13 protein-coding genes are annotated in these 12,015 nt (G+C 63.2%); 3 read left to right on the forward strand and 10 right to left on the reverse strand.

What is annotated here, in order from left to right; translation table 11 throughout:
• Positions 1-2 precede the first annotated feature (2 nt).
• The 10 genes from ACQ4WY_RS07190 to ACQ4WY_RS07235 all read right to left on the reverse strand — a co-directional run bounded on the left by ACQ4WY_RS07190 (position 3) and on the right by ACQ4WY_RS07235 (position 9,149).
• Entirely contained in the window at positions 3-269 is a 267-nt protein-coding gene (locus tag ACQ4WY_RS07190) for an acyl carrier protein (RefSeq protein ID WP_416208777.1), read from the reverse strand.
• 20 nt (positions 270-289) lie between these two features.
• Positions 290-544: a phosphopantetheine-binding protein gene (locus tag ACQ4WY_RS07195; RefSeq protein ID WP_353660574.1), complete on the reverse strand. Its 255-nt coding sequence runs from the start codon at positions 542-544 to the stop codon at positions 290-292.
• On the reverse strand, positions 537-1,328 hold the full coding sequence (locus ACQ4WY_RS07200) for a lysophospholipid acyltransferase family protein (protein WP_436503401.1): 792 nt from the start codon (positions 1,326-1,328) through the stop codon (positions 537-539). Before ACQ4WY_RS07200 ends, ACQ4WY_RS07195 begins: the two co-directional genes overlap by 8 nt.
• On the reverse strand, positions 1,321-2,082 hold the full coding sequence (locus tag ACQ4WY_RS07205) for a beta-ketoacyl synthase chain length factor (RefSeq protein ID WP_353660572.1): 762 nt from the start codon (positions 2,080-2,082) through the stop codon (positions 1,321-1,323). Before ACQ4WY_RS07205 ends, ACQ4WY_RS07200 begins: the two co-directional genes overlap by 8 nt.
• A 700-nt stretch (positions 2,083-2,782) precedes the next feature.
• Entirely contained in the window at positions 2,783-2,989 is a 207-nt protein-coding gene (locus tag ACQ4WY_RS07210) for a hypothetical protein (protein WP_353660571.1), read from the reverse strand.
• Positions 2,990-2,999: 10 nt separating this feature from the next.
• Positions 3,000-4,073 (reverse strand): ABC transporter ATP-binding protein, encoded by a 1,074-nt coding sequence (locus ACQ4WY_RS07215; protein WP_436503402.1) that lies wholly within the window; start codon positions 4,071-4,073, stop codon positions 3,000-3,002.
• Positions 4,074-4,095: 22 nt separating this feature from the next.
• Positions 4,096-5,886, reverse strand: coding sequence for an ABC transporter permease (locus tag ACQ4WY_RS07220; protein ID WP_436503403.1), 1,791 nt, complete (start codon positions 5,884-5,886; stop codon positions 4,096-4,098).
• Positions 5,887-5,955: 69 nt separating this feature from the next.
• Positions 5,956-7,053, reverse strand: a complete 1,098-nt coding sequence (locus ACQ4WY_RS07225; protein WP_436503404.1) for an ABC transporter substrate-binding protein — start codon at positions 7,051-7,053, stop codon at positions 5,956-5,958.
• 44 nt (positions 7,054-7,097) lie between these two features.
• Positions 7,098-8,084 carry a Bug family tripartite tricarboxylate transporter substrate binding protein gene (locus tag ACQ4WY_RS07230; protein WP_353660567.1) on the reverse strand — a complete coding sequence of 329 codons (987 nt, stop codon included), beginning with the start codon at positions 8,082-8,084 and terminating at the stop codon, positions 7,098-7,100.
• 3 nt (positions 8,085-8,087) lie between these two features.
• Positions 8,088-9,149, reverse strand: coding sequence for a porin (locus ACQ4WY_RS07235; protein WP_436503406.1), 1,062 nt, complete (start codon positions 9,147-9,149; stop codon positions 8,088-8,090).
• Positions 9,150-9,352: 203 nt separating this feature from the next.
• Between ACQ4WY_RS07235 and ACQ4WY_RS07240 the strand changes: the two genes are divergently transcribed.
• From ACQ4WY_RS07240 to ACQ4WY_RS07250, 3 genes are read left to right on the forward strand one after another with little or no spacing between them, the layout of a single operon-like run.
• Entirely contained in the window at positions 9,353-10,063 is a 711-nt protein-coding gene (locus ACQ4WY_RS07240) for a response regulator (RefSeq protein ID WP_436503408.1), read from the forward strand.
• Positions 10,060-11,586, forward strand: a complete 1,527-nt coding sequence (locus ACQ4WY_RS07245; RefSeq protein WP_436503410.1) for a sensor histidine kinase N-terminal domain-containing protein — start codon at positions 10,060-10,062, stop codon at positions 11,584-11,586. Before ACQ4WY_RS07240 ends, ACQ4WY_RS07245 begins: the two co-directional genes overlap by 4 nt.
• 21 nt (positions 11,587-11,607) lie before the next feature.
• On the forward strand, positions 11,608-11,973 hold the full coding sequence (locus tag ACQ4WY_RS07250; RefSeq protein WP_436503411.1) for a ribonuclease E inhibitor RraB: 366 nt from the start codon (positions 11,608-11,610) through the stop codon (positions 11,971-11,973).
• Positions 11,974-12,015: the final 42 nt, after the last annotated feature.

Below are 12,015 nucleotides of genomic sequence, written 5' to 3' on the forward strand. Positions count from 1 at the left end.
CGTTATGCCGCTTGTTCCGACACCGACATCGCGCGCAGCGCCTCGACCACATCGTCGATCGTGCGGATGGTCTTGAACACTTCCGGCTGCAGGCGCTTGCCCGTCAGTTGCTTCAGCTTGACCGCCAGGTCGACCGCGTCGATGCTGTCGATATCGAGTTCGGCATACAGATTCGACTGAGGCGTCAGCGCCGTCGGATCAAGCTCGAACATTTCGGCCAGCAGCTGCACTACCCATGCATACAGTTCATCGCGGCTCATTGCGCTCATATCTACCATTTTGCTGCTCCTTACTTCTTTCTGTGAGTGTCAACCATCGCCGCCAGCGCCCGTACCGAGGCAAAGTGGCGGCGCGTATCGGCCGAATCGGCCGACAGGGAAATGCCGTATTTTTTTTGCAGGGCGACGCCCAGTTCCAGCGCATCGATCGAATCGAGTCCAAGGCCCTCGACAAACAGGGGCGCATCCGTATCGATATCGGTAGCGCTCATGTCTTCCAGTTGCAGCGCCTCGATGATCAGTTCCTTCACTTCTTGTTCAAGCATGTTGTTCCTGTTTCCCGCTAAAGTAATGTTGCAAATGAGTGGTCAAGGTACGCGCCGCCATTACGTCGCTGGCACCACCGCCGGTAAACTCGTCGATCGCCATGTCGTCCTGCACGACGATCTCGAAATGCGCACGGCGCGCCGGCACGCGCCACCATGGCTCACCCTTGCCCAGGGTCCTGGGCAGGCACCGTATCAGCACGGGCGTCACGTCGCGGCGGCCGCGCACGGCAATATTGGCCGCGCCCCGCTTCAGGACTACTTCGCCGCTGCACGGCGTGCGCGTGCCTTCCGGGAAAATGATCAGGTTATTGCCGCGCTCCAGCGATGCCAGGCAGGCGTCCACCAGTTCGGCGCCGCCCGTGTTGTTGATATAGCCTGCCGCGCGCACGGGACCACCCGTAAACGGGTTATTCCACAAATCGGACTTGACGATACAATCGGCCTGCTTGACATACGCCATCAGGAAAATCGTGTCGATCAGGGTCGGATGATTGGCCAGGATCAGCAAACCGCCGCGTTCCAGCTTGTCGAGACCGCGCAAGTCATAGCGCAGCACGCCGAGAAAACGCATCAGACCGATATACAAGCGAAAACTCCAGCGGATGATGGCGCGCGCACAGGCAATGCGCGTCTCGCGCCGCCACACCAGCACCTGCAGCACGGGGAACACCACCACGCGCAGCAGCAAACCACCCAGCCCGAAGGCGGCAAAACTGACCGCAGTCGCGAGAGTACGCCAGCCTATCGATATGCCGGCGCGGGCAGTCTCCAGCCTAAGCATGGCGGCTCCAGCACCATGTCAGGCGGTTGGCCGCATGCTCGAACGTGCGAACCTCACCGAGCATGAATCGCAACACGGCCAGACTGCCCGGCATGGCGCCGGCGGCAACCGCCAACGCATCATCACTGCCGCGGGCGCGCCACGTCAGGCTGAAAGCGGTACCCGGGGAAGCCTCGGCCTGCAGCAGCCAGGCAAACGCATGCGGCTGTTCATGACAGTCTTCAAAAACCTCGAATGGTACTGGCAAGGGACACTCCGCCAGCACCAGCAATACCTGCGTCGCGCCGTCGGCCAGCAAGCCACACGCCTCGATCACCGCGGCCTCGAGGCTGGCAGCACCGGCGGCGACGGCCAGCTGATTCGCCGTATCGGCGCGGGCGATGGAAAACAGACCTGCGCTGGCATTGTGCACGGCCATGCCGAACGCCGTCGGCGATAGGGGTTCGCTCTGGGCCAGCGCCGATAACAGTTCGACGGCGCGCGCCACCTCGCCATGGCGAGAACAAAAGACGAGCGGAATATCGCGCTGTTCGCCGAGGCAGGCGTACGCCACTTCGAGCGCCATCTTGCCCAGCTGACCAGCGCGGCGGCGCAGCATCGGCGCCATCGCACGCACGCCCGGCTCGCCGGCAGCAGTAATCGGTGCGGCGGACAAGGCGCTTTGCGCCCACTCGTTCCATTGCTGCGGCGTTTCCAGGCCTGGCGCCCAGGCGGCATGTCTGACGATTGAAAAACGGACACCATCGGTGCGCATATGCATTTTCCTGAGCTCAAAAAAAGGGCGAACTCACGTCAAAACTGCGCAAAAAGCCTCGCCGGCGTTCTTTTCAAATTATAAACGAAGGAAGTAAAAATAACTAAAATAAATGGCCATGCGGCAACTTTTTAAATGTAAATACAAAACCCGTATTTTAAAGAATGTCTGGCTTTAGTTACTATTTGTAACACTCTCATCCATTATTTTCCGATGGAAAAATAGGCATTCTCCGGCAAACCGTCAGCATTCTCGGGACGGGTGTTTTTTATCCACGATCAAAATAAGAAGCGCATGCCACACATAGAGCGTTGTTTTTAGATAACACGCGCAGCATGCGCAACGGTGCGGCAAACACAGCCGTCGAACATGACTGGCCAATGCGCCGCCAAGATGGAAAGGCCCGGAAAAACGGGTATCAAGATATTACCCACGCATGCATCATCGAGGATTAACGCCGGGCGCAGCAAGGACAATACAGAGCGTTTGCTTTATGCAAGTTTCAGCCGGCGGATTCAACTCTGGCGGCTTTGTCTTGTCAACAGGGAAAAGAATGGATCGGTCAGCAATACTAGCGCCACCATGCGCCACCCACGGTCATGGCAAAGAAGGCGGCGGCATGATCGACGCCAGAGAGGCACCGCAGCGGCATGGCGCCAGACGCCACCAGCGCCAGCGCGAACAGCACGGCGCCGGCGATTTACGGTGTATAGATAGTGAGGACGGCCAGTACTGGCGCTGTGAAATACAGGCCCAGGGCCGTGCCGATGGCGCACTGGCCCGCCTCGCGCACGCGCACGGGGCAGGCCAGTTCGCGCCCTGCCAGGCGCAGCGCGGCCCTGGCAAACAGAGGACAGATGCCAAACCGGTGGCCAGCGCGGCACAGACTGCGCGCCAGCGTGGCCACCTAGGCACCATTAAAACACCCAGAGCTTATCGGCCGGCATGTGCAGCCAGTACTTGCCAGCCTCGAGCTTGTGGCGCGAATATGCGCGCAGGCTGATGTTCTCGGCGCCACCGCGCTCGAACAGGCATTCCCAGCGGTCGCCCAGGTACATGCAGGTCAGGAGCGGCAGCTCGATGGCGTTGTCCACCTGCGTGGCGCTGATTTTCACTTCCTCGACGCGTATCATGGTGGTGACTTCCGTGCCCACGTTGGCGCCGCGCGCCACGCCCTGCATGGGGGCGCCGTCGACCAGCAGGCGCACCTGATTGCCTTCGCGCTGCACCACCTTGCCGGGCAGGCGGTTGTTGCTGCCCATGAATTCGGCCGTAAACAGGGTGTCCGGCGTTTCATACATGCTTTGCGGCGTGCCCTGCTGCTCGATCTTGCCGTTATTGAGCAGCAAAATACGGTCGGAAATGGCCATTGCCTCGCCCTGGTCATGCGTCACCATCAGGGCCGACAGGCCCAGGCGCACGATCAGTTCGCGCAGGAAGGCGCGCGCTTCCTCGCGCAGCTTGGCGTCCAGGTTCGACAGCGGTTCGTCGAGCAGGATCACGGGCGGGTTGTATACCAGCGCGCGGGCGATCGCCACGCGCTGCTGCTGGCCGCCGGACAGCTGATGCGGGTAGCGCTCGCCCAGGTGACCCAGGCCCAGCTGCGTCAGCACTTCCTTGATGCGCGCGGCGATCTCCGTGCTGCCCATCTTGCGCAATTTGAGGCCGTAGGCGACGTTGTCGAACACGGTCTTGTGCGGCCACAGCGCGTACGACTGGAACACCAGTCCCAGGTTGCGGTGCTCGGCCGGCATCTCGAAGTGCTTCGCGCCGTCGAAGACATTGCGCTCGCCGATCTGGATGGTGCCCGCCTTCGGGCTTTCCAGCCCGGCCACGGCGCGCAGCAAGGTGGTCTTGCCGCTGCCCGAAGGCCCCAGCAGGGCGACCACTTCGCCTTTTTGCAGGTGCATCGAGACACCCTTCAGGATCTGGTTGGCGGCAGCGCCGGTGCCGTAGTCCAGGTACAACTCATTGACGGTCAATTCATTCATGATGTGGTCTCAGTTTTTGTATTTAGTTATGCAACTTGACGCCAAAGCGCAGCGCGATGCCCAGGCCGATGGCCACCAGGGTGATATTGATGAAGGACAGCGCCGCCACCAGGTCGGTCGAGCCGCCTGCCCACAGCGACACCAGCATGGCGCCGATCACTTCCGTGCCTGGCGAGAGCAGGTACACGCCCGTCGAGTACTCGCGCTCGAAGATCAGGAACACCATCAGCCAGGCGCCCAGCAAGCCGTATTTGATCAGCGGCAGCGTGACGTCGCGCGTCACCTGGCCGCGGCTGGCGCCGACGGCGCGCGCCGCCTCTTCCAGCTCCGGTCCCACCTGCAGCAGCGCGGTGGAAATGAGGCGCATGCCGTAGGCCATCCACACCACCGAATAGGCGAGCCACAGTGCGAAGATCGTCGAGCGCAGTTCGCGCAGCACGGGGATCACATGGCCGCTCAGCCACAGGGCCACGCCGTTGTCCATGCCTTTCAATATGCCGTCGAGCCAGGCCGGCACGAACAGGAACACCCACAGGAAGGACAGGCCGGCCAGCAGGCCAGGCACGGCGCGCGGCACCAGCACGCTGTAGTCGAGCAGGCGCGTGATGCCGTCCTGCTTGCGGTGCATGGCCAGCGCGATGAAGCTGTAGCAGCCCACGGCCAGCGCGCCGCCGACGACGCCGATCAGGATGGTGTTGACGATGCCGCGCACCAGCGAGGGCTGGTCGAAGATATCGCGGAAATGCTGCAAGGTCAGCACGTCGGCCAGGTGCACGCCCTCGCCCCAGTACTGCACGAAGGAGCGCAGCACGATGCCGCTCAAAGGCAGGATGATGGTGAAGATCAGCCAGCCGGCCAGCAAGGCAAACGCCAGCCACTTCCAGCGGCCCAGCGGCATGGCCTTGCTGCGCGCGCCCTTGCCTTTGATCGACACATACTTGTTTGCCGATTTCAGCAGCCAGCGCTGTATCATCACCAGCGGCATGGTCACCATCACCAGGCACACGGCGACGGCCGCCATCAGGTGGTACGACGGCGTGCCCAGTTTATTCGTCAGCTTGTACAGATAGGTCGGCAGCACCAGATGGCCTTCCGGATCACCAAGCACCAGCACCAGGCCGAACACTTCGAAGCCGAGGAAGAACACCAGCACGCCCGCATATGCCAGCGCCGGCATGATCATCGGCAGCGACACATTGAGCATCACCTGGATCGGCGAGGCGCCGGCCACGCGGGCCGCTTCTTCCACGTCCGAGCCCAGGCTTTTCAGGGCTGACGAGGCGTACAGGTAGACGTGCGGCACGTGCGTCAGGCCGGCGATGATGACAATGCTGGTGAAGGAATAAATATTCCAGGGTACGAAGCCGAGCAGCTCCTTGGCCCAGATTGAGTAAAAGCCCACGGGCCCCATCGACACGACGTAGCCAAAGCCCATCACCATCGGCGACACAAAAATGGGCACCAGCAGCATGGGCGCAACCCAGCCGCGGCCCGGCAAGTCCGTACGCACCATCAGGAAGGCCAGCATGCCGCCCAGCGGCACGGCGATGACGGTCAGGCCGAAAGCCAGCATCAGGCCATTCTTGAAGGCCATGGCAAAATCGGGATCATCGAAGATGAAACGGTAGGAGTCAAAGCCGAATTCGCGCACCGGCATGAAAAACGGCGCGTTCAAAAAGCTCTGATAAAAAATCAGGAACAGCGGCAGGAAAATGGCGATCAGCGTGATCGTCACGACCACGCCACGCGACCAGTTCAGGCGCGACAAGGGAGAGCGCGACCGTGCAGGCAGCGGCAAGATGGCAGTTTGCATGATGAATCCAATGAATGAAGGGTGCGGCAACCGTCCGCGGGCACGCGCCTGCGGACGGCCAGGACGGCGTTATTTTTTGCCGGCTGTTTCTTTCCACTGCTTCAAGAAGGCCATGCGCTTGGCCGGCCCCAAAAATTGCAGGATGATCGGATGCACGGGAATCGGCTTGACATTGGCCGCACCGATGAGCTTGATCAAGTCGGCCGAAGTGGTCTCGCCGGTGACGTCGGCGCGGATGGCGAACAGCTTGGCGCCGTTCGCGATGATGGTCTGGCCGCGGTGCGACAGAATGTAGTCGAGCCACAACTTGCCGGCGTTGACGTTCTTCGCGTTCTTGTTGATGAACTGCACACGCGACAGGATCAGCGTGTAATCCTTGGGCAGCACCACGCCGATCGACGGGTCGGTCTTGGCCCGCACCAGCGCGTAGGAGCCAAGTACGTTGTAGCCGATCAGGTTTTCACCCGAGGAGATGCGCTCCATCATGGTGCCCGTCGACGACTGCACGCGCACCTTGGCCGTGCCAAAGGCGTTCTCCAGCGCCAGGAACTGCGGATACTCCTTCGCATCCTGCGCCATGAACATGAAGCCGACGCCCGACTTTTCGATGTCGTAGGTGGTGACCTTGTCCTTGAATTTCGGCGTGGCGATCAGCTTGACGAAATCGTCGTGGTTCTTCGGCACTTCCTTAGCATCGAGCAAACGCTTGTTGTAGACGATGGCGGCCGGCTCGAACGTGGTGCCGTAGGCCTGGTCGTCCCACATGGCCCAGCCGGGAATCTTCGCCGCTTCGACCGACTTGTATTTCAGGGCGTAGCCGTCCGAGGCCAGGCGCATCTGCAAGTCCATCGCCGACGACCACATCACGTCGGCCGTGTTGCCGCCGGCGGCCACTTCGGAAATGAAGCGGTTATACACTTCCGTCGAATTCATGTCGTTGTATTCGACCGAGATGCCCGGATACAGGGCGCTGAAATCCTTGATCAGCGGAGCAGCGGCCTTGCTGTCGGTGGCGCTGTAGATCACCACCTTGCCTTCCTTCTTGGCCGCGTCGATGACCTTCTGGTAGTCGGCCGGATAACCGGGCGGCACTTGCGCAAATGCGGCGCCGGCCAGGCTGGCAAACGCAGTGGCAAGGGCGGCTTGAAGCAGGGTCTTGGTTTGCATGGGGTTGTCTCCGTCTATGAATAGGTTTTTTAATAGGATGTCGGTCAGCGCATCAGGCCAAGCTCATTCGCCTGCCTGGCATACTCGTCGACCGCCTTCTTGACATACGCGGTCAGCTTCGGCCCCGTCAGGGCGAATGGGTACAGGCCGGCCTGGGCGCGCCACTCGGCGAACTGCGGCGTGGCCATGACGCGGTCAAAGGTGGCCACCCAGCGCTGGTAGTCCGCCTCCGGCACCTGCGGTCCCATCCACACGCCGCGGATGATGGGCCAGACCACGTCGAAGCCCTGCTCGCGCGCCGTCGGCACGCCTGCCAGCACGCCGGGCAGGCGTTTTTCCGACAGCACCGCCAGCACGCGCGCATGGTTGGCGCTGGCGTTCAGGGTAGCCTCGGACGTGTCGCCCGAGACTACCTGCACGTAATCGGCCTGCATCGCCGTAAACACTTCGCCGCCGCCTTCGAGTGCGACAAAACGCAGCACTTTCGGATCGATGCCCGCATGGCGCGCCACCAGCGCCATCTTCAGCCAGTCCTGGCTGCCGATGGTGCCGGAGACGCCGATCAGCACCTTGTCCGGATGCTGGCGCAATGCCGCGATCAGGTCGCCCAGCGTCTTGTAGGGCGAATCGCTGCGCACGGCGATCATGCCGTAGTCGGCGCCCAGCGCCGCCACCCAGCGCACGTCGCCCGCCTTGGCATTGCCGAACTTGCCCTGCGCCAGATTGAGCAGCGAGCCGCCCGAAAAGGCCACCAGCGTGTTCGGCTCCGCGCGGCGCCGTTGCGAGCCCATCGAGTGCCAGGCCACGGCGCCGATGCCGCCGGGCAGATAGCTGATGCGCATGGCCGTTCCCGCAGCCGCGCCTGCCCCGCCCTCCTGCGCCAGGCCTTTTTTCGCCAGCTTGCACGTCAAATCCATGGCGCCGCCCGGCTTGGACGGCACCACGCACTCGGCCGGCGCGGACGCCTGTGCCCCGGCCACGGCGGGCAGCAGGCACAGCAGCGACAGGAACAGGGCGCGCAGCATCGTCATGGCTTAGAAGCGGTGCTGGATGCCGGCGATCAGGCCGCGCTGCGTGTCGCCGAAACCGGCATCGTCACGCGACAGGCTGACCAGCTGATTGTGCTTGGCCTTGGCATAGGCGCCGGCCACATACAGGTCGGTGCGCTTGGACAGGGCATAGCGCACGCGCGCCACGTACATGATCGGATCGGCATTGAGATTGGCGGCCACGTTTTTCACGTCCTGGTAGTAGATCACGCCCGTCAGGGTGATGACCGGCGTGGTCTTGTAGCTGACGCCGCCCCAGTACAGGGTGCCGCGCACGTCGGCCTTGCCGGAGGCAGCCGGATCGAGCTTGTAGTCGCGCGCCGCCGCCTGCACTTTCCACGGGCCGTCGTCATACATGGCGCCCAGGTGGTACACGGTGGTTTTGTCGCGCGCGCCGCCGGCGATGGCATTGCCGTTCACCTGTTCATACGTGGCCAGCAGGCTGACAGGGCCGGTCTTGTAGGTGACGGCCGTGGACAGCTTGGCGCTGTCCGAGTTGCCCGTCGACTGCTCGCCGAAACCGTACGATGCGCCGTAGCTGAAGTCGCCCGTCTTGCCCGAATACTTGACCATGTTGTCGAAGGCCGTCGTCATGCCGTATTTGCTCGGGCCCGTCGCGTTGGCCGAAGTGGCCCACGAGTAGAACGGCGCATAGGCCATCGGATCGAACGGCAGCACGAAGTCATACACGGTGGTGAAGGAGCGGCCCAGCACGACGCGGCCAAACGCGCCTTCCAGGCCCACATTGGCCTGGCGCTTGAACAGCGCGCCATCGGCCGCGCCCGTGTCGACCAGGATGCCGCCTTCCAGATTGAAGACGGCCTTCAGGCCGCCGCCCAGGTCTTCGCTGCCCAGGATGCCCCAGCGCGACGTGTTCATGCCACCCGAACTGACTTGCGTCATCGAGCTTTTGTTCGGACCGGCGTTGCTGGTGTTGCTGATGCCGGCGTCCAAGCGGCCATACAGGGTGACGTTCGACTGGGCGTTGGCGCTGCCGGCAGCGGCGAGTACCGCCATGGCGGCCAGCGAGAATGCGGTTTTCTTCATGTAAAGTATCTCCCTTAGATATAGTTATTAGTGATATGCCTGATCAATTTCATGAATCAGGATCACACTATATGAGCGCGATCCTTTCAATTCGCTTTCAGGCTGACAGGTGTCGCCCGCCAGCCACAGGGGGAACAAACATATTCATCGCCGCCCCTGCCGGCAGGCTTACACTGCATCCATTTCAACGAATGGCGGAGACCATGCGCATATTATTAGTGGAAGACCATCTGGAGCTGTCGCACTGGCTGGCAAAGGCCCTGCGCGACGCGCACCTGACGGTGGAGACTGCCCACAACGGCGCCGATGCCGACGCCCTGCTGCACACGCAGGAATACTCACTGGTGCTGCTCGACCTGACCCTGCCGAAGATGGACGGCCTGGACGTGCTGCGCCGCCTGCGCGCGCGCGGCGGCACGCGCGGCAAGACTCCCGTCATGATACTCACGGCGCGCGGCGGCCTCGATGAAAAAGTACAGGGCCTGAACCTGGGTGCGGACGATTACATGGCCAAGCCGTTCGAACTGGCCGAACTGGAAGCGCGCGTGAAAGCCCTGCTGCGCCGCAGCCAGGGTAACGAAGCCCTCGTGCATACCTGCGGCGCCCTCAGTTTCGACACCGTCACGCGCATGTTCAGCTATGGCGGCGCCCCTTTGCCCCTGACGCCGCGCGAACACGCGGTGCTCGAAGCGCTGATCACGCGCTCGGGGCGCGCCGTGTCGAAGGAAAAGCTGTTCGACGAAGTCTTCGCACTGGCCGACGACGCCAACCTGGACGCCATCGAACTATACATCCACCGCGTGCGCAAAAAGTTGGAAAGCGATGCGCCCGACGCCGCCGTCATCACCACCCTGCGCGGCATCGGCTACCTGCTGCAGCCGCGCAGCGCCATGGCGCCAGCCGCGCCAAAATGACCGTGCGTGCCCCACGCCTGCCCGTGTTCGAGCGCCTGCGCCGGCGCTGGGCGCAGGGCCGGCCGCTGGGCAGCCTGCGCAGCCAGCTGCTGCGCTGGCTGCTCATCCCCCTGGTGATGCTGGTGCTGCTGGACGCCGTCTTCGTCTACCGCAACGCCCTCGACGCAGCTGACATGGCCTACGACCGCTCCTTGCTGGCGTCGACGCGGGCGCTGGCCGAGCGCGTCTCCATCGTCGGCGGCAAAGTGGTCGCCGAAGTGCCCTATGTGGCGCTCGACAGCTTCGAGACCGACACCCTGGGGCGCATCTACTACAAGGTGACGGGCATCAACGGCGAACTGGTGTCTGGCTATGGCGACTTGCCGCCCGTGCCGAAAAACGTGCCCCGTTCGCAGAATTATCCGGCCCTGGTGCGCTTCTACCACGCCGATTACCATGGCAAGCCGATCCGCATCGCCGCCCTGCTGCAACCCGTGTATGACGACTCTATGCGCGGCATCGCCCTGATCCAGGTGGCCGAGACGCTCGATGCGCGGCGCGGCCTGTCGAACCAGATCCTGTTCGACACCCTGAGCTGGCAGGCGGCGATGATACTGGTGATGGGCGCCCTCGTGTGGTTTGCCGTGCGCCTGGTGCTGCGTCCGCTGATGCGCTTGAAAACGGAAGTCGAGACGCGCACCCTGTCCGACCTGTCCGACGTCGATCCCACGCTGGTGCACAAGGAAATGCGCCCGCTGGTGAGTGCCATGAACGGCTCCATGTCGCGCCTGCAGCAACTGATCGCCAGCCAGCGCCGCTTCATCGCCGACGCCTCGCACCAGTTGCGCACGCCGCTGACGGTGCTGAAAACCCAGGCCGAACTGGCCATGCGCGAATGCGACCGCCAGGCGGGCTCCCCGCCCGACATCGCCGCCCTGCGCGACATTGTGCGTTCGATGGCCGCCACCACCGATTCGACCGTGCTGCTGGCCAACCGCCTCCTGACCCTGGCGCGCATCGAGCATGGCGGCGACAGCCTGGCCATGGACACCGTCGCGCTGCGCGACGTGGCGCAGCAGGTGGGACTGGAAATGGCCATGGCCGCCGTTGGCAGGAATATCGACCTGTCGCTGGAAGCACCCGACGAGGCGCCCGTGCATGGCCAGGCCCTGCTGCTGCACGAACTGCTGGCCAACCTGGTCGACAATGCCCTGCGCTACACGCCGCAGGGCGGCAGCGTGATCCTGCGCGTGCGCGCGGCGCAGGCAGGGCACGGACACGATGACGGCGCCGTGCTGGAGGTGGAAGACAGCGGCAAGGGCATACCGCCGGCCGAGCGCGAACGCGTGTTGACGCCGTTCTACCGGGTCGGCGCGGCGCTCGAGAGCAATCCGGGCGGCGCCGGGCTGGGACTGGCCATCGTGCGCGACATCGTGGCTCTGCACGGCGCGCGCCTGGAACTGGCGACAGCGGCGAATGGACATGGACTGAAAGTGGGCGTGTATTTCGCCGCAGCGCCAGTCGATGCTAAGATCGCGCCCTGAGATTTTAAGGAAGGCACCGCCATGATGACCAAAGAAGATGTAACCGAACTGTTTGCCAATATCGCCGAGAACGCGCCATGGGACCTGTCCCAGCCGCTGCTGTGGGGCTATTACTTCACCAACCCGACGTCCGAACCGCTGGAGCAGGCCGCCACTGTGCTGGCGCTGCAGGGCTACCGCCCGGTGGAACTGTACCAGCCGGAACTCGACGATCCGGCAGCACCGCCCGTGTGGGTGCTGCACGTGGAAAAAGCCGAAGTGCATGGCGTCGACAGCCTGCACGCGCGCAATGGCGAACTGATGGCGTTTGCCCAGGAAAATCAGCTGGCCAGCTATGACGGCATGGATGTAGGCCCGGTCGGCGCGCACGACGTGCCGCAGTTGTAACACAGTCTGCCCATGAAAAAACGGCGCCCGCGGGCGCCGTTT

The organism is Janthinobacterium salmonicoloratum, from assembly GCF_051380845.1.
In the GTDB taxonomy this organism is placed as follows: Bacteria; Pseudomonadota; Gammaproteobacteria; order Burkholderiales; family Burkholderiaceae_D; genus Janthinobacterium; species Janthinobacterium lividum_F.